Source organism: Sorangium sp. So ce1036, from assembly GCF_051369805.1.
GTDB classification, from domain to species: domain Bacteria; phylum Myxococcota_A; class Polyangia; order Polyangiales; family Polyangiaceae; genus Sorangium; species Sorangium cellulosum_F.
The window spans coordinates 5,574,577-5,593,913 of record NZ_JBBMOX010000001.1; the positions used below are offsets into that span (position 1 = coordinate 5,574,577).

Below are 19,337 nucleotides of genomic sequence, written 5' to 3' on the forward strand. Positions count from 1 at the left end.
GCTCATCCCCCACCCCGATCCGCGACGAGGACGTGGGCGACGACCTGCGAGCTGCCGCGACCAGCCGCCTCGACTAGCCGCCGCGACCGACCTTCGTGACCGGCAGCCCCGGCTGCAGCCTGGCCGGGTTGAACATGCCCGCGCGCTTGTGGTGGTTCGCGTGCATGTAGATGCCGTGCCAGAGGAGGTTGCCGATCCGGTAAACCCCGTGGTTCAGGTTCACCGGCCTGACGTCCCTGTCCGGCGAGGACGCGTTGTGCGTCGACCAGTTGAAGTGCACGAGGTGCAGAAAGCCGACGATCGACGCGGGCACGAAGAAGAAGAAGAACCCGATCGGGCCGAGGAAGACGTACCAGCACGCGATGAGCAGCAGGTTCGTCACATAGCTCACGTAGGCGCGCCGCCGCTCGTAGCGACGGTTCTCCGGCGTGTCGCCGTGGAGCTCGAAGTAGATCCGCTGGAGCTGGCGCTCGACGTTCACCACCGTCTTCACCAGGAACGCCCAGTAACCCGGCACGACCGGGTGCGGATCCCTGTCGACGTCATCCGAGTAGCGGTGGTGGCGCTGGTGGATGACCTCCCACGAGGCGAAGCGCGTGAGCACCACGATCCCGCAGAGCTCTCCGACGAGCCGGTTGATCGGCCGGGGGAAGTTGTTGTGTGTCGCGTTGTGGATGAACACGCTGCACAGGATCTGGGCGTGGCAGACCAGCGGCAGGAGCAGCCAGAAGCGATGGTCCCATCGCTCGATCAGCGGCCCGCGCCCGCCGAGCCACATCCACAGGAGGAACGTCGCGCACGCGACCGCGTAAAAGCCGTCGTAATAGAGATAAAAATAACGATTGCGACGGAGCTGAGTGAACGGCAAGGACGTCAGCGTAGAAACGATGGCAGACACGAGCTCAAGCCTCCCGCGCCAGGGGCGACGCACGCCAGCGCCGAGACGGCCTCACGCAGCTCCCCCGCGCCCCGGGCCAACGCCGCCTGGATCGGACCGACGGCTATCGAGGTAGCTCGAATACACCAGTCTCTCGTTCCCGTCCATGCGCCCGACGCACATCGCTCGATTTCGTCGCGCGCGTCGCGCTCTCGCGCGGGGAGCGTCCGTGGCGCTTCCGGCGCCGCTCGATTTCAGTGCGAATTCAGCGCGCGTCCGGCGCGATGCGAAGTGCGCTTCGCATCCGGAGGCAATCGAGCGAGGCGACGCGACCGTGCGCGGCGCCCCTGAACATTGTTTGACGTGGGCAGGGATGATACTGACGGGAGCGTGACAGACGAAGTCGTCTCACAGCCGAAATCGGGCAGCGACGGGGAGCGCTGCGGCGCTGTCGCGCTTCGCACGATGGGCGGATCGTCCTCTCCGGTGGAGCCGGCGGGGCACGGGGCCGCGGCCGCGCGCGGCCTGCCCGGCGGCGCTCACCGCGAGCCGTGGCTCGTGAAGCACCCGGCCGAGTGGCGCCAGATCGGGATCGTCGCCGCCTACCTCGGCCTGCTCGCGGCGATGTTCTGCGCGCCGGCGTGCCGCAATGTCGTCTGCTTCGCCGCGGCGTGCGGCCTGAGCTTCCTCAACGCCGTGGTCATCCACAACCACCTGCACCAGGGCATCTTCCGGAGCCGCCGGCTGAACATGCTCTGGCGCTGCGTGCTCAGCTTCGGCGCGCTCTACCCCGCGTCGGCCAACATCCCCTCGCACAACCTGGTTCATCACCACTTCGACGACGACGGCCAGCCCGACTGGGCCGCGCCGGAGCACGTGTCGTTTCGCTGGAACCTCCTCAACCTGATCCACTTCCCCAACGTGGCCGGGCCGAACACCTTCGCCGGCGTCGCGCGCTGGAAGGCGCTCGCCGGCCGGCGCGAGTTCGTCCGGCAATACCTGGCCGAGATGGTCTTCGCGTTCGGCCTCACCGGGGCGCTCCTCGTCGTCGACTTCTGGACCGCGCTGTTCTTCGTCGTGCTCCCGCAGCTCTACGGCGCGCGCTGCATCCTCCGGATCAACCTCATCCAGCACGACGGGTGCGACACCGCGAGCGAGTGGAACCACTCGCGCAACTTCGTCGGCCGCGCCTTCAACTGGATCATGTGCAACAACGGCTACCACACGATCCACCACAACCGGGCTGGCCTGCACTGGTCCGCGCTCGCCGAGGCGCACCGGCGCGAGGTCGAGCCGCGGATCGACCCGGCCCTCGACGAGCCGAGCATGGTCGGCTACCTGCTCCGGACTTACGTGCTCCGCTTCGACCGGCCCGCGCCGCGTGACGTGGCGCGGGCCGAGCGCTCTGCCCCGCCCATCGACCTCGCGCCCCGCGATCACCGCCGGGCCGAGGCCGAGGCAGCCACCGTCTAGCCGGAGCGCGCCGCGTGCTGTCGAGAGAGATCATGGGCGTCCTCGCCCTGTCCATCGTCTGGGTGAACACGCTGCTCATCGTCGCGGCCGCGCTCAAGCAGCGCGCCGCCGTGGCGGCCCTGCTCCGCCGGCTCGGCCCGAGCCGTCAGGGGCGGGGCGCGGCGCAGGAGGGGGGCGAGGCGCTCCTCTCGGCGCGCGTCCTCCGCGGGGACGGCCAGGGCGGCGCGCTCGCCGCGCACCGCATCGATCAGGTGGGCCGCGCCGGGGCCGAGGCGGGCGCGCGCGAGGCGATCGCCTTCGCCGATCGCGGCCACGCCGGCGAGATCCACGGCGGCGTCGTCGTCTCGGAGGGGCGCGAGATCGCGATCGAGCCGGTCGCGGCGGGCGAGGTCTGGGTGTCGCCGGCCGAGGTCCGCGCGGCGTCCGCCTGTCCATCGGACGCGCGGTTCGACGAGGCCTATCAGCACGCGCGCCGGCCGCGCGGCTTCTCCAGGACGGTCGAGGTCACGATCCGCGCGGGCACGCCGGTGTGGCTGCTCGGCGCGGCGGCGCGGGGCGCGGACGGCGCGCTGCGGATGCGCCCGTCCCTCGTGTCCAGCGTGGATCCGCGGGCGTGGTGCCGGTCGCGGTGCGCGCTGCTGTCGCTCGGCGTGGCCGGCATCGTCGGCGCGCTCCTCGGCTGCACCGCGCTCGCGCTGTCCGAGCCGCGCTTCGGGCCGCTGAGCGCCGTGGGCGGCGCGCTCTGCCTCGCCTTCTTCCTGCTGGTCCAGCCGCTCGGGACCGCCCTCCGCGACGCCGCGCGGACGCCGGCCGCGGCGCTCGCGCGCGGCCGCTGGCTCCGCCCGCGCGCGGCCGAGGCCCCGCGGGCGGTCGCTTCGCGCTGAGCTCGCGCCGGAGGTCGAGCCTGCTGCGCGCCCGCCGCGTCCGAGGTGACGGGCCGCGGAGGCGCTGTCCCGCCGCCCCGCGAGCGCGCCCCTAGCCCCGCTCGATCAGCCGGTCGAACGCGTCCTCCGGGAGCTGGTCGAGCCGCTCGGCCGAGCGATCGGCGCCGAGCTCCGCGTGCCGCGGGCCCACGCCGATGACCCTCATGCCGCCGCGCTTGCCGGCGAGCACGCCCGCGGGCGCGTCCTCCACGACGACGCACCGGGCCGGCGGGACCGCGACGCGCTCGGCCGCGCGGAGGAAGACGTCGGGGTGCGGCTTGCCGCGCGAGACCTCCTCGCTGCTGATCACCGCGTCGAACGCGCCCGTGAGCCCGGTCGCCGCGAGGATCGCGTCGAGGTTCTCGCGCGGCGCGGACGACGCGATCGCCATCCGGAAGCCCCGCTGCGGCAGCGCGCGGAGCCACGCGCGCGCGCCGGGCAGCGGCTCGATCCCCGAGCGCGCGGCGAGCTCCCGGTAGCGCCGCTCCTTCGCGCCCGCGATCCGGGCGATCTCGGCCTCGGTGATCCCGGGATCGACCAGGCGGCGCAGGATGTCGTCGTTGCGCATCCCGAACATCGCGTCATGGTCGACGCGATCGTACGTGCGCCCCTCGGCCGCGAGCGCCTCACGCCAGGCGGTGAAATGCAGCTCGCTGGAGTCGATCAGGGTCCCGTCCAGATCCCAGAGAACGGCTTTTTTCGGTGGTGATGACGACATGGCACGACCCTAACACCGCCCGCGCCGGCCGCGCTCCGCTGTTCCCCGGGAAACCGTCCCCTAAGAAGCCTAAGAAGGGGCGCCGTCCTGCGGCCCGCGTCCCTTCTCCTTCTCTTTTCTTTCGGCCTTCAGCCCCGGATCCCTGACCTCCTCCATGTCCTCTCCGCAGAAGCAACCGCCCACGGCGACCCCGCCGTCGCCCACCCCACAGGCGCCCTCCCCCGGCCCCTCGCCGCCCGCCCCGAGGGGCGGCGGCTTCGCCGCGCGCCTCGCCGAGCTCCAGGTGAAGCGGCCCGCGCTGCCGCTGCTCCTCACCGGGCTCCTCACGGTCGTCGCCGTCCTGCTCGCGACGCGGCTCACCGTGCTCACCGGCTTCGCGTCGCTCCTGCCCGCGTCGCGCCCGAGCGTGCAGGAGCTCGATCGGGTCGCGGCCAAGACGGCCGGCGTGTCCACGCTCTTCGTCGTGCTGCAGGGCGGCGAGGGCACGGAGGCCCGCGCGCTCCAGCGGGCGGCCGACGCGCTCGTGCCCGAGATCGAGCGGATCGGCCCGCCGTGGGTCGGCAGCGTCGAGGACGGCGTGCACGACGCCTACCGCTACCTCTCGCCGCGCGCCGGGCTCTACGTCGGCCTCGACAAGCTCACGAAGCTCCGGGACGACATCGAGGCGCGCTACGCCTACGAGGTCAACAAGGCGACCGGCGCGCTGCTCGACGACGACGAGCCGCCGCCCGAGATCGACGCGCGCTCGATCGAGCAGAGCCTCGGGCTCGGCGGGATCGACGCGGGGCGCTACCCCGACGGCTACTACCAGTCGAAGGACGGCAAGACCGTCGTGGTCGCCATCCGCTCGAAGGTGATCGCGAGCGATTTCGCCGCCGGCACCGAGGCGATCCGGCGCGTGCGCGAGGTCGTCGACCGCGTGAACCCGGCCTCCTTCGACCCCGGCATCACCTACGGCCTCGCCGGCGATCTGGCGACCGGCATCGCCGAGTACGCGGCGATCAACGAGGACCTGACCGACGTCGGCGTCGCCGGCGCCCTGCTCATCGCCGCGGTCGTGTTCCTCTACTACCTGCGCGTGCGCATGCTCGTCGCCATGCTGATCACGATCGGCGTCGGCGTCGCCTGGACGTTCGGCGTCACGCAGCTCGCGATCGGCCACCTCAACATGGCGACCGGGTTCCTCTTCTCGATCGTCGCGGGCAACGGCATCAACTTCGGCATCATCTACATGGCCCGCTACCTCGAGGCGCGCCGCGGCGGCGCGGACCTGCTCGAGGCCGTGCGCGTCGCCCACCGCGAGACGTGGCTGCCCACGCTCACCGCCGGCTGCGCGGCGTCGGCCGCGTACGGCTCGCTGCTCGTCACCGAGTTCCGCGGGTTCCACGACTTCGGCCTGATCGGCGGCGTCGGCATGGTGCTCTGCTGGGTCGCGACGTTCGTCGCGCTGCCGAGCCTCCTCGCGGTGATGGAGCGGCTCGTCCCGCTCGATCAGGGGTCGTCGGGGCTGCTCGGCGGGCTCCGGCGGCGCGCCCAGGGCGGCGTCGCGTTCGGCGCGCCGTTCGCGCGCCTCGCCGCGCGGAGCCCGGCCGGGCTCACGATCGCGGGGCTCGCCCTGGCCGCGATCGGGCTCGTCGCCACGGTCACCTACGTGCGCGCGGATCCGATGGAGTACGACCTCCGGAACCTCCGCAACGACGAGAGAGCGCGCGCCGAGCAGATCCGCCTGACCGCGCTCGCGGAGGAGATCACGGGCTACGTGGGCACCGACGGCATGGCGATCCTCGTCGATCGGCCCGAGCAGGTCGAGCCGCTCCGGGCCGCGCTCTACGCGCGGCGCGACGCGGCGCCGGAGGGCGAGGAGCCGTTCAAGGAGATCTACGCCCTCCAGGACTTCGTCCCGGCGGACCAGGAGGCGAAGATCCCGCTGCTCCAGGAGATCAAGGATCGCGTGGTGCGGGCGAGGAAGCGCGGCCTCATCGGCGACGACGACTGGGGCCGGATCCAGGCCGTGATCCCGCCGGACGATCTCGCGCCGTTCGGGATCGCCGATCTGCCGGCGGGGGTGGCGCGCGCCTTCACGGAGACGGACGGGACGCGCGGGCGCATCGTCTACATCAGCCCGATCTCGCCGGAGAGCGTGCACGACGCGCACTACCTGTTCCGCTGGGCGGACTCGTACCGCGAGACGCGGCTCCCCGACGGCAGCGTCGTGCGCGGCTCGGGGCGCGCCGTCATCTATGCGGACATGTGGGCCGCGGTGATCGACGACGTGCCGCCGGCGGTCGTCTTCTCGCTCGCCGCGACGGTCCTGGTCGTGCTCATCGCCTTCCGGGGCGGCCGCCCGGCGTTCGCGGTGCTCGCGGCGCTGCTCGTCGGCGTCTCGTGGATGGCGGGGCTGCTCGTGGCGATGGACGTGAAGCTCAACTTCCTGAACTTCATCGCCCTGCCGCTGACGTTCGGGATCGGCGTCGACTACGCCGTGAACATCGTCCAAAGGTACGCGCGCGAGGGGGCGGGGGGCGCGCTGACGGCGGTGCGGGAGACGGGCGGCGCCGTGATCCTCTGCAGCCTCACGACGGCGCTGGGCTACCTGGCCCTCGTGCGCTCGCAGAACCACGCGGTGCGGAGCCTGGGGATCGCGGCGGTCATCGGCGAGCTCGCCTGCCTGTTCGCCGCGGTGCTGGTGCTGCCGTCGGCGCTGCTCTGGCTCGACCGGAAGCTCCCGAAGGGCGCCCGGAGCTTCCTCGCCGTCGGCCGTTCGACGACCTGAGCGCGCCGGCGCGCGGCGCGCTCGGGAGGCCGCCGCCCGCGCCGCGACGTCCGCGGCGCGGCGGCCGGGTCAGGCGGCGCGGCGGCCGGGTCAGGCGGCGCGGCGGCCGGGTCAGGCGGCGCGGCGGCCGGGTCAGGCGGCGCGGCGGCCGGGTCAGGCGGCGCGGCGGCGCTTCGCGAAGTACGCCTTGATCGTCGCGACCTCCTTCGCGGTGAGCGCGGCGAGGGACGGGACGACCTGCGCGGGATCGTTGCCCGCCGCGACGCCGAACTCCCGTGGGAACTCGAGGAAGGTCTTGCCCGGCTCGGTCGTGATGCGCCGGAGGCGGTAGGTCCCGGTGTACCCTTCGATGCCGAAGATCTGCCCGTGGAGCCGGTAGGTAACGGAGCGCTCGGTCTCGGAGCGCGCGACCACCTCCTCCACCGATCTCTCCCCCGAGGCGAGCGTGAACGCGAACCGCGACGGCACCTTCTCCGCGGAGCCGCCGTCGACGTAGCCGTACTCCTTGACGCTGTCTCCGAAGACGATGGGGATGAGCTTCGTGACGTCGCGGATCTCCTGCCAGACCTCCTCGATGGGGGCGTCCAGCACCGCCGAGTCGTAGACGTGATAGCGCGCTTCGATCATGGATCCCTCCTCCCGGTGCCGCGGGCGCGACACGCGACCCGCATCGTGGAGCGATGCTATCAGGTGAGTCCGCGCGCTCGTCACGGCGGCGTGCGCACGGGAAGGATCGCTCCAGCGCACGCGATCCGTTGCGGACCCCCGGCGGACGGCCCCTCGCGCCGACTCGATCCGTTGCGGACCCCCGCGGACGGCCCCTCGCGCCGACTCGATCCGTTGCGGACCCCCGGCGGACGGCCCCTCGCGCAGACGCGATCCGTTGCGGACCCCTGGCGGCAGGCCCTCCCGACGGACGCGATCCGTTGCGGACCCCCGGCGGCAGGCCCTCCCGACGGACTCAATCCGTTGCGGACCCCCGGCGGACGGCCCCTCGCGCAGACGCGATCCGTTGCGGACCCCCGGCGGGCGGCCCCTCCCAACGGTTGCACTCCGCTGGACCCCCGGCGGGCGGCCCCCTCCCAACGGTTGCACTCCGCTGGACCCCCGGCGGGCGGCCCCCTCCCAACGGCTGCACTCCGCTGGACCCCCGGCGGGCGGCCCCCCCAACGGTTGCACTCCGTTGGCCCCCCCGGCGTCGACCTCTGCAACGGACGCGCTCCGTCGAGGCCCCCGGCAGCCCGCCTTGCCAGCCGCTCCGCTCCGTCCAGCCCCGCTCCTGCCATCCCCTTCCGACGGGTCCCGCTCCGCGCCGGCCCCGCCGCCGCGCTCGTACAAGGACATGGGCGGCCTGTCCCCTCGGCCTCGGGTCGAGGGACAGCCTCGACGCGCAGACGGCCCTTGCCACCGCGGCGCTTCGCGTCCGGGCAGGAGCCCTGCGGGAACGCCTTTCCTTGCCTTGTGCCGCGCGAGCCGGCAGATCAGCCGTTGTCATGCCCAGCACGCAGCCGATGAAGTACCTCCGGAAGGGAGGACCTCCGTGAGCCAGGATGGTCCGACGAGCGACCCCAAGGAGCACGCCACGCGGACCGGCTCCGCAGCGGAGGGCCGCGATGCTTGAACGGCTGGAGCTGCGCGACACCGGCCCCGCGCCCTCGATGGTGTTCGAGCTCGCGCCGCGACTGAACCTCTTCGCGGGCGACAACGGGCTGGGCAAGACCTTCGTGCTGGATGTCGGCTGGTTCGCGCTGACGGGCACGTGGCCGGGTTACCCCGCGGCGCCGCGACGTGGCCCGGCAGTCAAGCCGGAGATCGTCCGACAGACGCGCGACGGGGAGGCCGTACATCGGATCTCGTCGTCGTTCGACTTCGAGCAGCAAACTTGGCATACCGTCTATCCTCCCGGGGCCTCCAGGCGCTCCGGGCTCGTCTTCTACGCCCGCGTCGACGGCAGCTTCTCCGTGTGGGACCCGCTTCGACCCGCGGGGCACCTGCAGTTCCCCCTCGGCGTGAGGTCGATGGGACCCGTGCCCGGGTTTCACTTCACGCCCGGCCAGATCTGGAACGGGCTCACCGCGGACGACCTCGACGGCTCGGTGCTCTGCAATGGCCTGATCCGCGACTGGGCGACATGGCAGCTCCAGAGGAGCAGCACGTTCGATCTGTTGACGCGCGTGCTCGAGGTCCTGTCGCCGAGGCCCGGAGAGACCCTCCGCCCCGGGGCGATCACGACCCGCGTCTCGCTGCACGACGTGCGCGACATCCCCACCCTCGACATGCCGTACGGCAACATCCCGGTCGTCCTTGCGTCCGCCGGGATGAAGCGGATCCTCTCGTTCGCCTACCTGCTCGTCTGGATGTGGCGCGAGCACGTCGAGGCGGCGAAGCTCCGGAATACTTCGCCGGAGCGCAGCTTGATCGTGCTCGTGGACGAGGTCGAAGCTCACCTGCACCCGCAGTGGCAACGCGTGATCCTGCCCGCCTTGCTACGGGTCTCCGGTGAGCTCGAGGCATCGATCGAGACGCAGCTCTTCCTCACGACGCACGCGCCGCTGGTCCTCGCCTCCGCCGAACCCCACTTCAACGAGACGCGCGACGCGCTCTTCCTGTTCGACCTCGACGGGGCCGAGGTCACGGTGTCGAAGCCCGCTTGGAAGCCGCGCGGGGACGCCTCTGCTTGGCTCACGTCCGACGTGTTCGACCTTGCGCAGGCGCGGTCCGTCGAGGCGGAGAGGGCGATCCTCGACGCCATGGCAGCCATGCGGCGGCCGAATTTACCGATCGAGGACGTGAAGCGGATCCACGAAGAGCTGCACGGCGTGCTCAAGGACACCGATCCCTTCTGGGCGCGCTGGCTCGTCAGGGCGCGGCAGGCCGGGCTCACACCGTGATCCACGTACGTCTCCAGCCGGAGCCGGAGCGCTTCGACGCGCTCGTCCGGCAGCCCGGCCGGCGCGCCCTCGCGGCGAACGTGGAGCACCTCCCCCCTTACTGGCGGGAATGCCTGGACGATCTCCGCCGCAGCTACCGCAGCATCTGCGCCTACCTGAGTGTGATCGTTCCACCCGGGACAGGAGCGGGATCGGTCGATCACTTAGCACCGAAGTCGAAGCGCCGCGAGCTCGCGTACGAGTGGAGCAACTACCGCTTCGTGTGCTCGCTCATGAACGCGCGCAAGCGCGACTTCGAGGACGTACTGGATCCGATGGAGATCCCGGATGAATGGTTCGTCCTGGAGATGTCCTTCCTTCAAGTGCTCCCAGCGGAAGGCCTCCACGGCGAGGCGCGCGAGCGTGTCCAGGCGACCATCGAGCGACTGAAGCTCAACGACAAGGAGTGCATCGCCGCACGGGAGCTGTACTACACGCCGTACCTGGAGGGACGGCTGACGCTGGAGCTGCTCCAGGAATGGAGCCCGTTCGTCGCCAGGGAGGTCGTCCGCCAGGGACTGGCCAGGCGAGAGTGAGCTCCAGGGCTCCACGAGTCCTGCGCGCCCCTCGCCACGCCGGCTGGTGCAGCACGCTGGGTGCTCACCACCGCACACCCGCACCGTCGCTCCTCCGGGGCTGCCTGCGGGCCGCGATCTCCGCTGCGCGGCCGGCGGCTCCGGCGAGGCCCCGTCCCCCGCTTGCCCTCACGGCGACGCGCGCAAATCGGCGCAGCAGCGCACGCCGGTCGAGTAGTCGAAGTAGGTGAAGTCGTGGGACTCCACGCGCGCCATGCACCCCTCCCGGGTCGCGCGCGCGTAGAAGCCGCCGACGAAGGTCCCCTCCGGATCGTCGATCCACTCGTCCAGGTTGCCGACCATGTCGCTCACGGCGTCGTCCTCCCACGCGCTCGCGCAGGTCGCGGTCTCGCCGGTCCGCCGCAAGAGCGGCGCGCCGGCGACGCGCACCAGGTTGAGCCGCGGATCGCTGTGCCCGCGGGACGCGTCCCGGTGGAGCACGACGGCCGGGTGGCCCTCGCGGAACACGTTGCAGCGCCCGTCCGCGTAGGTCGGCCCGTACGGGAACGGCTCGTCGCGCTCGCCGCGGCACGCCGTCCGCCACTCGTCGAGCGAGCAGAGCCGCTTGCCGGCGTTCCTGCACGCGAGCGCCGCCAGCGCGCCGCTCGTGTAGCCCTGCGGGAGCACGCCCCTGCGCGAGACGGCGCGCGGCTCGAAGTCGCGCGCCTTCTGCCAGCCCGGCAGGAGCGGCAGCTCCATGCGCCGCGCGTCCTCGTCGCCCATCTGGAGCCGCAGCCTCGACCAGGTGCGCTCGACGGACGCCGCCGTCCGTCGCGACGGCGGGTAGAAGGCCGAGATCTCGAGGCCGGTCTCCCTGTCGAGCAGCACCGCCTCGTAGCGATCCACGCAGAAGCGGCGGGCGACCCGCACCATCTCCGGCGGACAGCGCGGCTCCGCGGGCGGCGCGGGCGGCCGCGCCCCGTGCGGCGCCCCGAGCATCGGCGGCGCCGCCTCACTGGCGCCGCGCCCACCGTCCAGCTCGCTCGCTATCGGCGCCGGTGCGCCGCCGCGTGCGTCCATCGCCCCGGTCGCCGCCCCCGCCGCCCCGGCGCCTGCGTCCGCCGCGCCGCCGTCGTCCCGCTCCGCGCGGCAGCCCGCGATCGCCGCGCCCGCGAGCGCCGTGAACGCGATCGCCGCGCATGCGAGCTCCTTGCGCGCATACGCCGCCGGCGCGCACGCGGCCACAACGTCGAAGAGCTCCCGCGGCGCGCCGGCCCGGGGCCGCGCGGTGCGCTCAGCGGATCGCGTCGGCATACGGGTCCGTGGTCCTCGGCTCGCGGCAGAAGAAGCGGCGGAGCACGAGGTAGTGGTGGATCGGCAGGAGCCGCGTCTCCTCCCGCATCGACAGCCCCATCCGGCTGATCTCCGCGCCCGGGAATGGCGTCTTCGGGTAGCAGCGGACGATGCCCGAGAGCGCCTCGTACTCGTCGAGCAGGCCGAGCACGTGCCCCACCTCGTGGGCGAGCACGGGCAGCGACCAGCCGGCGCGCATGGCGTAGAAGTACGGGGTCCTGCCGCACGTCGGCGCGAGCGGGACCGAGAGGTCGACCCGGAGCCCGCGCGCGCGCGCCTCGCCCGCGACGACGAAGTCGAAGTCGTAGCGGACCGGCAGCGCGAAGGCGCGCGCGTCGCGGTTCCAGTACGCCTCGGCCTCCGTCGACCAGCGCGCGAGCAGCGCGCGGATCGCGGCCGGCGTGGCCCGGGTCGAGAACACGCCGGACCCCGGGCACGCGTCCGTCGAGCCGGAGCGCGCGTACGGCGTCCCACGGCACGCGACCGCGCCCCCGAGCGCGGCGGAGAGCCCGCAGTCGGGCAGCTCGAGCCGCGCCGCGCCGGCCGGCGGCTCGACCTCGATGCGCACCTCGACCTCCCAGGCGCCCCCGCGCCGCCGCATGAGGTAACGCATCGGGCCGAGGAAGAGCCCGTAGTGCGGCATCACCCCGGCGATGCGCCGCTCCCCTTCCGGCGCGTCGCCGTGGAAGACGCGGCGCGCCGAGGGCAGGCACAGGTATGCGTCCTTCGCGATCGTGTCGGCCAGGATGTCCCGGAACGTCGCCTCCCGTCCCTCGAGGATCGGGCCGCTCATCGCCTCGAGCTCCGCGGCGATCACCGCGATCGGGGCGTCGCGCAGCGCGCGCCCGCCGCGGCGAGCCGTCGCGGGGTCCTCCACGTCCTTCGCGCCGCGCGCCGCCTCTCCGCAGCCGGCCGCGCCGAGCGCGAGCGCCGCCGCGATCGGGAGCGCCGCGCGCCCGCGGGAAGAGCGGTCGCCGCACCCCGGAGGCGGCGGGCCATCGAGGTCGCTTTGTCTTGCCCTCGACCGCCGAGACGGGATACGTCCTATCCGAAACACCGCAGCCAGGTCGGCCGTCCTGAGCCCAGGCGACGCGTTGCCGGAAGGGGTGCGCGCTGGGGGGAGTCGCGTCGGCGTGGAGGTCAACGCCGCTCACTTACGGGGAGTCGCAGCAGGAATCAACGCATCCGGCGGCGACGCCGTGGAGCGGGGTGGCCAGAGGGGCGCGTGAGGGGCTCGGAGCGGTCGAGGCGATCGACGAGGGCACCCGACCGCGCCACGGGATCGAGAAACGGGAAGGTGGAGGTTCACATGGCGATCGAGATGGGCAAGACGTTGGCGTTCACGGCGGTGTCGGGGATGGTGGCGGGCCTGACGGGCTGCGGATCATCGAACCTGCCCGAGCCCGAGGCGGGAGCCCCCTCCGGCGAGCCGGCGGACGCGGCGCCCGCGGCCAGCGCGAAGGAGTGCTGCGCCGGGAAGAACGAGTGCAAGGGCAAGGGCGGCTGCAAGACGGACACGCACGGGTGTGCGGGGCAGAACGAGTGCAAGGGCAAGGGCGGCTGCAAGCCGGCCGAGTGTGGGGGGATGGCGCACTGAGCGGCCGTCCCCCCTCCCCGTGACCGGCTAACGCAACCGTCCACGACCACGTCCACGTCCACGACCACGTTGACGTGAACGTGGTCGTTGCGTGGGCGGGGGACCGGCCTCGAGGGGAAGCAGCGATGGAAAACGCCACCCGCATGCGGCTGGGGCTCCCCGACCTCGGGGTCGGGATCGGCCTCCGGATCCCCCATTACCGCCACCTCTTCGAGCACCGCCCGCGCGTCGACTGGTTCGAGATCATCAGCGAGAACTTCATGGTCGACGGCGGGATGCCCCTCGCGAACCTCGAGCGGGCCCTCCAGAGCTACCGCCTCGTCCAGCACGGGGTCTCCCTCTCCATCGGCAACACCGATCCGCTCGACTTCGGCTACCTGCGCAGGCTCAAGGCGCTCCTCGCCAGGGTGAAATCCCCCTGGGTGAGCGATCACCTGTGCTGGACCGGCGCGCACGGGCTCCATCTGCACGACCTGCTCCCGCTCCCCTACACGGACGAGGCCGTGCGCCACGTCGCGGCGCGGGCCCGCGTGGTGCAGGACTTCCTCGAGGTCCGGCTCGCCCTGGAGAACGTGTCGAGCTACCTGACCTTCACCTCGAGCCGCATGACCGAGTGGCAGTTCCTCTCCGCGGTCGCGGACGAGGCCGACTGCGGCATCCTGCTCGACGTCAACAACGTCTACGTCTCCGCCTACAACCACGGCTTCGACCCCGAGGCCTACATCGACGGCGTGCCGCACCACCGGATCGTGCAGCTCCACCTCGCCGGCCACACGCACCACGGCAAGTACATCCTCGACACCCACAGCGATCGCGTGATCGACGCCGTGTGGGCGCTCTACCGGCGCGCCCTCGGCCACACCGGGGACGTCTCGACCCTCATCGAGTGGGACGACGACATCCCCCCGTTCGAGGACGTCGTCGCCGAGGCGGAGAAGGCGCGGGCCATCCGCATGGAGGTGGCGCGTGCGCGCGCCGCCTGACGCGCCGCCGCCAGCCGGGCTCGCGGCGCTGATGGGCGAGCTCACCCGCCTGCTCACGAGCGGCTCGCCGCTCCCCGACGACGCGGAGCTCGCCGCGCGGTGCGGCGCGCACGTGGCCGGGAACGAGCGGCTCACGCCCGCCGAGCAGGCCGACATCTACCGGCGGCAGTTCTGGGTGCGCCACATCGACGCCCTCCGCGAGGACTACCCCGGGCTCGCGCACGTCCTCGGGGACGCCGGCTTCGACGCGTTCTGCCGGGCGTACCTCGCGGCGCACCCGCCGGACAGCTTCACGCTGCGCGATCTCGGGAGCCACGTCGTCGCCTTCGCCGCCGCGTACGACGGCTTCCCCCCTGCCGTGCGGGACCTCGCGCGCGACATGGCGCGCTACGAGCACGCCCTCGTCGCGCTGTTCGACGGCGCCGCGCCCGCGCCGCTCGATCCCGCGAAGGTGACCGGCATGCCCGCCGACGGCTGGACCACGGCCCGGCTCGTGCTCCACCCGCTGCTCGCGCTCCTCGCGCTCCGCTACCCGGTGCACCTCCTCCGCGGCGAGCTCCGGCAGGGCAGGACGCCCGCGCTGCCGGCGCCCCGCCCCGTCCACCTCGCCGTCTTCCGCCGCGCCGCCGATCTCACGATGCGGTGCGAGGAGCTCGATCCGCTGGCGTTGTCGCTCCTCGAGGCGCTCGGGCGAGGTGTGCCGCTCGTCGCGGCGTGCGAGGCCGTGGCCGCCGGCGCCGGCGCGGCCGCGGGCGCCGCGCTCTCCGCCCGCGTGGGCGCCTGGTTCCAGCAGTGGACGAGCGCCGGGCTGATCGTCGACGTCGTGCAGGGCCAGGGCGCCGGGGCGGGCTAGGATGGCCCGGTGACCAGCATCCTCCAGCGCACCCTCGAGATCCGCACGAGCGGCCGGGGGTTCACCGACATCACGCGCGAGGTCGCCCGCGTCGTCGCCGCCGCCGGCGTCGACGTGGGGCTCTGCGCCCTCTTCCTCCAGCACACCTCGGCGAGCCTCGTCATCCAGGAGAACGCCGACCCCGCCGTCCTGCGCGACCTGGAGCGCTGGATGGCGCGCCTCGCCCCCGAGGGGCACGGCTACGAGCACGACGACGAGGGCCCCGACGACATGCCGGGCCACCTCCGGAGCGCCGTCACCCGCTCGAGCGAGGTGATCCCCGTCTCCGGCGGACGCCTCGCGCTCGGAACATGGCAAGCCATCTACCTCTGGGAGCACCGTAGCGCGCCCCACCTCCGCCGCGTGGTCGTCACCGTAACGGGCGCCACAGCAGGGGGTTGAGTGGTATACTTACCGTGTTGCTGGGCTGGCTGAGCTCGGCGCCCTCCGGAGGGCCGCTCGGCCGCCCGGCCGGCAGGGCCTGCTCGCGGCGCGCGTGCATCAGGCGACCCCCTTACCCTCAACGGAACGAGAGCGATGGGCCTTCAGACGACGTTCATGGGAATCTTCGACACCGCGCGGATCTGCTTTCCCACGGTGCTGGACGCGATGCTGGGGCGCGTGACCCTCGAGCGCTGCGATGAGCGGCTCGACTGGTGGGCGCGCAAGGTCCTCGAGGACGCCGACGTGGATCTGGTGGTGCGCGGGCGCGAGCACGCGGCCGGCACCCGGCCGTTCGTGGTGATGTCCAACCACCAGAGCCTCTTCGACATCCCGGTCGTGTTCCGCGCCGTCCCGGGGCGGCTCCGGATGGTGGCCAAGAAGGAGCTCTTCACGGTGCCGGTCTTCGGCCAGGCGATGAAGGCCGCCGGGTTCATCCGGATCAACCGCAGCAATCACGTCCAGGCGAGCGCGAGCCTGCAGATCGGCGCCTCGATGCTCCAGGACGGAACGCGGGTCTGGATCGCGCCGGAGGGCACGCGGAGCAGGTCGGGCGCGCTGCTGCCGTTCAAGAGCGGCGGCTTCCGGATGGCGATCGAGACCAACACGCCGATCCTCCCGGTCGCGATCGACGGGACGCGCAACGTGCTGCGGGCGCGGGACTACCTCGTGCAGAAGCACCACCGGGTGGTGGTCACCATCATGCCCCCGATCGATCCGGCGCCCTACGGGGCGAGCGGGCGCAACCGCCTCATGCGGGACGTGCGCGCGGCGATCGCGGGGGCCCTCGGCCACGACCCGGCCCTGGTGCACCGCGGCGCCACGGCGGCGCCGCCCGCCTAGAGCCGCCAAGCGGGAGGGGCCGGCCGGAGAGCGCTCCCGCCCGGTCCGGGTCCGCGCGTCAGGGCGCGGGGGCGCCGGCGAGCGCGGGGCGGGCGCGGTGCTCGTCCGGCGGCGGGGGGCGGAGCGCCCACGGGCTGCGCCGCGGCGCGGCGGCGCCGGCGTCCTCGCCGGCCGGCAGGTGCTCCGCCGCCAGCCAGCGCCAGAAGACCTCGGCCCAGCGCGCTCCGCCCTCGGCGTTCGGGTGGATCTTGTCCCTCTTTCGCGGGATCGGGCCGGGCACGAGCGCGTCCGAGTCGAAGAAGCGGCACGGCGCCGAGCTCGTCCGGATCACGTCGATGATGCCGGTGTCCTTGCGCCAGAGCGGCGGAGAGACCCACACGCACGGGCGGCCGCCGATGGCCTTCACGATGCGCCGGACCGCGCCGGCGTGGGCCGGCGGGTTGAAGGCCTCCACCTCGTTGGCGCCGAGGCTGATGATGACGAGGTCCGGCTGGTAGTTCGCGACCAGGAGCTCCATCCGCGGGGCCCACGTCGTCGTGTAGGAGCTGGTCTCCGCCTTCACCGCATAGCGCACGCGGAGCGCCTCCATCCGCGGGCGGAGCGCCTGCGCGAACCCCGCGAGCGCAAACGAGTCGCCGATGTGGAGGACCGCCGTGTCGGGCGGAACGGTGAGCGCCGGCTCGGCCGCCGGGGGATCCGCAACGGGCGGCGCGGCAACCCGGGACGGAGCCGCAGCCGCGGCGCCATCCCCGGCCGCGACGGCCGGCGGCGCGGCCGGGGATGGCGCCGCGGCCGGGATCCGGGCCGCCGGGGCGGCCGCCTCCGGCGCGCGGGCGGTGGCGGGCGCGGCCCCGGACGCGGGCGGCGGCGCGGCGTCCGCCGGCAGGCCGTCCGCCGAGGGCTCGGGCGGCGGCGCGGCGCCGCACGCGAGGCCCGCCACGGTGATCGCGGCGAGCGCCGCCCCTCTCCTGACCCGGATGTCCATGCCCATGCTCGCTGCGCGGACCGCCTCCGGCCGTGCGCGCGTGCGCCGTCGGCGCCTGCGGCCGCGCGGGGCGTCGCGCGGCGCACTCTAGGGCACGCTGCGTCTGCACGGCAATCGTTGAGCGGACGGCTCGCAGGCCTTATTAAATGCCGATGAGCTTCCGTCTGTTTGGTGTCCCGGTAGAGGTCCAGCTCGGGTTCTGGCTCTCCGCCGCCCTGCTCGGGTTCGGGATCTTGGCCAGGGAGCAATATCCGCAGTTCCTGGTCTGGGTCGTGGTGGTCTTCGTGTCCGTCCTGGTGCACGAGTTCGGCCACGCGCTGGCGATCAAGCGGCACCGGATCGAGCCGGAGATCACGCTGCACTTCATGGGCGGAACGACGACGTGGCGGTCGATCCTGCCGCTGGGGCGGCTCCAGCACGTGCTCATCAGCCTGGCCGGCCCCTTCGCCGGCTTCCTCGTGGCCGGGTGCATGCACCTCGTGCGCGGGCATGTCCCGGGGCTCCACGTGCTCCCGCCGCTGCTGCTCGTCGGCATGGAGCTGCTCGTCCAGGTCAACGTGGTCTGGGGCATCCTCAACCTGATCCCCGTGCTGCCGTTCGACGGCGGGCACGTCCTCGAGCACGCGCTCGGCCCGAAGCGGGCCCGGCTGACGGCGGCGATCTCGGGCATCGCGGCCGTGCTCCTCGCCATCGTCTTCCTGAAGGCCCACTTCTACTTCTTCGCCTTCATCCTCGTCATGTCCGCCTTCCAGAGCTTCCAGCGCTTCCGCAGCGAGCCGGAGGCGCCGTCGCCCTCCATGCTCCGCCGGCGCGCGGCGCTCCAGGAGGAGCCGGTGCCGATGGAGACGGCGCTCCTGCTCCATCGGGCCCGGCGCGCGCTCGAGGACGAGCGGGCGGACGAGGCGCTCGCCCTGGCCAGCGAGGTGCTGGCGCAGGCGCCCGAGCCGCCGAAGCGCGCGCTCCGGGAGGCGCACGAGCTCATCGGGTGGTCGCGCCTGCTCCTCGGCGACACGGCGCAGGCGGCCGACGCGGTGGCGCAGGCGCGCAAGCACGGCGAGCCGGACCCGGCGCTCGCGGGCGCGGTGCACCTCGCGCTCGGCGAGCTCAAGCAGGCCCGCAAGGTGCTCGAGGCGGCCCGCGAGTCCGGCGACGACCGGAAGGAGGTCGCGGGGCCGCTCATCCGGGTGCTCGTCGATCAAGGCGAGGTGCCGCGGGCGGCGGCGATCGCGCTCGACATCGTGGAGCAGCTCTCGGAGGACGACGCGCGGAGGATGGCGGAGATCGCGTTCGAGCACGGCGCGTTCGACTGGTCGGCGCGGCTCTACGAGGCCGTCTTCCGCCGCGTGGGCACGAGCGAGGACGCCTACGGCGCGGCGCGCGCGAGCGCGAAGGACGGCAACCTGGAGCGCGCGCTCGAGCTGCTCAAGCACGCCGTGGAGGCGGGGTTTTCGGATGGCGCGCGGGCGTGGTCGGACAGCGCGTTCGAGGCGCTGCGGGGCGCGGCGCTCGAGACGGTGCTGCCGCGCCCGTGACCGGCTAGGCTCCGCCGCGTGCGCATCCAGGTCCCTTTCCTCCGCGTCGGGCCCGTCGAGGTCCCGCCGCCCGCCTACCAGTCCGAGGGAGCCGTCGGGCTCGATCTCTGCGCCGCGCTCGAGGCGCCGGTGACGCTCGCGCCCGGCGAGCGCAAGCTCCTGCCCACGGGCTACGCGGTCGCCCTCCCCGACGGGTACGAGGGGCAGGTGCGCCCGCGCTCGGGGCTCGCGCTCCACCACGGCGTCACCGTGCTCAACTCCCCCGGGACGATCGACCCGGACTACCGCGGCGAGATCAAGGTCGTCCTGATCAACCTCGGCGCGGATCCGTTCACGGTGCGCCCGGGGGATCGCATCGCCCAGCTCGTGATCTGTCCCGTCGCCCTCGCCGACGTGGTGCTGGTCCCCGCGCTCGCGCCGACCGCGCGGGGCGCCGGCGGCTACGGATCGACCGGCGTGCGCGGGGAGCCGTAGGCCCGCACCCGCAGCGGGGACCGCCGCG

The 19,337-nt window shown here is 73.2% G+C and carries 18 protein-coding genes; 12 read left to right on the forward strand and 6 right to left on the reverse strand.

What is annotated here, in order from left to right:
- Positions 1 to 73: 73 nt before the first annotated feature.
- Positions 74 to 868 carry a fatty acid desaturase gene (locus WMF31_RS21070; RefSeq protein WP_436603671.1) on the reverse strand — a complete coding sequence of 265 codons (795 nt, stop codon included), beginning with the start codon at positions 866 to 868 and terminating at the stop codon, positions 74 to 76.
- Positions 869 to 1,267: 399 nt separating this feature from the next.
- Here WMF31_RS21070 and WMF31_RS21075 point away from each other — a divergent pair, with 399 nt between their 5' ends.
- Positions 1,268 to 2,350: a fatty acid desaturase family protein gene (locus WMF31_RS21075; protein ID WP_436603672.1), complete on the forward strand. Its 1,083-nt coding sequence runs from the start codon at positions 1,268 to 1,270 to the stop codon at positions 2,348 to 2,350.
- Positions 2,351 to 2,382: 32 nt separating this feature from the next.
- Positions 2,383 to 3,234 carry a hypothetical protein gene (locus tag WMF31_RS21080; protein ID WP_436603673.1) on the forward strand — a complete coding sequence of 284 codons (852 nt, stop codon included), beginning with the start codon at positions 2,383 to 2,385 and terminating at the stop codon, positions 3,232 to 3,234.
- 91 nt (positions 3,235 to 3,325) lie between these two features.
- On the opposite strand, the gene WMF31_RS21085 is transcribed toward WMF31_RS21080, so the two are convergent.
- Entirely contained in the window at positions 3,326 to 3,991 is a 666-nt protein-coding gene (locus WMF31_RS21085; protein WP_436603674.1) for an HAD family hydrolase, read from the reverse strand.
- A 154-nt stretch (positions 3,992 to 4,145) separates the two neighbouring features.
- Between WMF31_RS21085 and WMF31_RS21090 the strand changes: the two genes are divergently transcribed.
- Positions 4,146 to 6,764 (forward strand): efflux RND transporter permease subunit, encoded by a 2,619-nt coding sequence (locus WMF31_RS21090; RefSeq protein ID WP_436603675.1) that lies wholly within the window; start codon positions 4,146 to 4,148, stop codon positions 6,762 to 6,764.
- A gap of 153 nt (positions 6,765 to 6,917) precedes the next feature.
- Here WMF31_RS21090 and WMF31_RS21095 read toward each other — a convergent pair whose 3' ends face one another.
- The gene (locus tag WMF31_RS21095) at positions 6,918 to 7,391 is read right to left on the reverse strand and encodes an SRPBCC family protein (RefSeq protein ID WP_436603676.1); all 474 of its coding nucleotides are present in this window, start codon (positions 7,389 to 7,391) and stop codon (positions 6,918 to 6,920) included.
- Positions 7,392 to 8,377: 986 nt separating this feature from the next.
- Here WMF31_RS21095 and WMF31_RS21100 point away from each other — a divergent pair.
- Complete coding sequence (locus WMF31_RS21100) at positions 8,378 to 9,655, forward strand: AAA family ATPase (protein WP_129347757.1); 1,278 nt, start codon at positions 8,378 to 8,380, stop codon at positions 9,653 to 9,655.
- Entirely contained in the window at positions 9,652 to 10,230 is a 579-nt protein-coding gene (locus tag WMF31_RS21105) for a hypothetical protein (RefSeq protein WP_436603677.1), read from the forward strand. The genes WMF31_RS21100 and WMF31_RS21105 overlap by 4 nt, the downstream gene beginning before the upstream one ends.
- Before the next feature lie 168 nt (positions 10,231 to 10,398).
- Here WMF31_RS21105 and WMF31_RS21110 read toward each other — a convergent pair whose 3' ends face one another.
- Both WMF31_RS21110 and WMF31_RS21115 read right to left on the reverse strand, forming a co-directional pair.
- Complete coding sequence (locus tag WMF31_RS21110; protein ID WP_436603678.1) at positions 10,399 to 11,523, reverse strand: hypothetical protein; 1,125 nt, start codon at positions 11,521 to 11,523, stop codon at positions 10,399 to 10,401.
- A complete protein-coding gene (locus WMF31_RS21115) occupies positions 11,504 to 12,619 on the reverse strand; it encodes a hypothetical protein (protein WP_436603679.1) in 1,116 nt (371 codons plus the stop codon). The genes WMF31_RS21110 and WMF31_RS21115 overlap by 20 nt, the downstream gene beginning before the upstream one ends.
- Before the next feature lie 252 nt (positions 12,620 to 12,871).
- On the opposite strand from WMF31_RS21115, the gene WMF31_RS21120 reads away from it, so the two are divergent.
- The 5 genes from WMF31_RS21120 (at position 12,872) to WMF31_RS21140 (ending at position 16,318) form a co-directional block, all read left to right on the forward strand.
- Positions 12,872 to 13,159 carry a hypothetical protein gene (locus WMF31_RS21120; protein ID WP_129347755.1) on the forward strand — a complete coding sequence of 96 codons (288 nt, stop codon included), beginning with the start codon at positions 12,872 to 12,874 and terminating at the stop codon, positions 13,157 to 13,159.
- Between the two features lie 125 nt (positions 13,160 to 13,284).
- Positions 13,285 to 14,142: an MNIO family bufferin maturase gene (bufB, locus tag WMF31_RS21125; protein ID WP_436603680.1), complete on the forward strand. Its 858-nt coding sequence runs from the start codon at positions 13,285 to 13,287 to the stop codon at positions 14,140 to 14,142.
- Complete coding sequence (locus WMF31_RS21130) at positions 14,126 to 14,995, forward strand: HvfC/BufC N-terminal domain-containing protein (RefSeq protein ID WP_129347754.1); 870 nt, start codon at positions 14,126 to 14,128, stop codon at positions 14,993 to 14,995. The genes bufB and WMF31_RS21130 overlap by 17 nt, the downstream gene beginning before the upstream one ends.
- Positions 14,996 to 15,004: 9 nt before the next feature.
- Positions 15,005 to 15,436, forward strand: a complete 432-nt coding sequence (locus tag WMF31_RS21135; protein WP_129347753.1) for a secondary thiamine-phosphate synthase enzyme YjbQ — start codon at positions 15,005 to 15,007, stop codon at positions 15,434 to 15,436.
- A gap of 135 nt (positions 15,437 to 15,571) precedes the next feature.
- The gene (locus tag WMF31_RS21140) at positions 15,572 to 16,318 is read left to right on the forward strand and encodes a lysophospholipid acyltransferase family protein (protein ID WP_129347752.1); all 747 of its coding nucleotides are present in this window, start codon (positions 15,572 to 15,574) and stop codon (positions 16,316 to 16,318) included.
- A gap of 58 nt (positions 16,319 to 16,376) precedes the next feature.
- Here WMF31_RS21140 and WMF31_RS21145 read toward each other — a convergent pair whose 3' ends face one another.
- Positions 16,377 to 17,303 (reverse strand): SGNH/GDSL hydrolase family protein, encoded by a 927-nt coding sequence (locus WMF31_RS21145; protein WP_436603681.1) that lies wholly within the window; start codon positions 17,301 to 17,303, stop codon positions 16,377 to 16,379.
- Positions 17,304 to 17,455: 152 nt separating this feature from the next.
- On the opposite strand from WMF31_RS21145, the gene WMF31_RS21150 reads away from it, so the two are divergent.
- Both WMF31_RS21150 and dut read left to right on the forward strand, forming a co-directional pair.
- Positions 17,456 to 18,835 carry a site-2 protease family protein gene (locus tag WMF31_RS21150; protein ID WP_436603682.1) on the forward strand — a complete coding sequence of 460 codons (1,380 nt, stop codon included), beginning with the start codon at positions 17,456 to 17,458 and terminating at the stop codon, positions 18,833 to 18,835.
- 18 nt (positions 18,836 to 18,853) lie between these two features.
- Positions 18,854 to 19,309 carry a dUTP diphosphatase gene (gene dut / locus WMF31_RS21155; RefSeq protein WP_129347750.1) on the forward strand — a complete coding sequence of 152 codons (456 nt, stop codon included), beginning with the start codon at positions 18,854 to 18,856 and terminating at the stop codon, positions 19,307 to 19,309.
- Positions 19,310 to 19,337: the final 28 nt, after the last annotated feature.

Bases quoted from the DNA above. Each gene is read 5' to 3' on its own strand.
- WMF31_RS21140 (WP_129347752.1), top strand. From the start codon at position 15,572: ATGGGCCTTCAGACGACGTTCATGGGAATCTTCGACACCGCGCGGATC.
- WMF31_RS21080 (WP_436603673.1), top strand. From the start codon at position 2,383: ATGGGCGTCCTCGCCCTGTCCATCGTCTGGGTGAACACGCTGCTCATC.
- WMF31_RS21120 (WP_129347755.1), top strand. From the start codon at position 12,872: ATGGCGATCGAGATGGGCAAGACGTTGGCGTTCACGGCGGTGTCGGGG.
- bufB (WP_436603680.1), top strand. From the start codon at position 13,285: ATGGAAAACGCCACCCGCATGCGGCTGGGGCTCCCCGACCTCGGGGTC.
- WMF31_RS21100 (WP_129347757.1), top strand. From the start codon at position 8,378: ATGCTTGAACGGCTGGAGCTGCGCGACACCGGCCCCGCGCCCTCGATG.
- WMF31_RS21085 (WP_436603674.1), bottom strand. From the start codon at position 3,991: ATGTCGTCATCACCACCGAAAAAAGCCGTTCTCTGGGATCTGGACGGG.
- WMF31_RS21090 (WP_436603675.1), top strand. From the start codon at position 4,146: ATGTCCTCTCCGCAGAAGCAACCGCCCACGGCGACCCCGCCGTCGCCC.
- WMF31_RS21110 (WP_436603678.1), bottom strand. From the start codon at position 11,523: ATGCCGACGCGATCCGCTGAGCGCACCGCGCGGCCCCGGGCCGGCGCG.
- WMF31_RS21150 (WP_436603682.1), top strand. From the start codon at position 17,456: ATGAGCTTCCGTCTGTTTGGTGTCCCGGTAGAGGTCCAGCTCGGGTTC.
- WMF31_RS21145 (WP_436603681.1), bottom strand. From the start codon at position 17,303: ATGGACATCCGGGTCAGGAGAGGGGCGGCGCTCGCCGCGATCACCGTG.
- WMF31_RS21095 (WP_436603676.1), bottom strand. From the start codon at position 7,391: ATGATCGAAGCGCGCTATCACGTCTACGACTCGGCGGTGCTGGACGCC.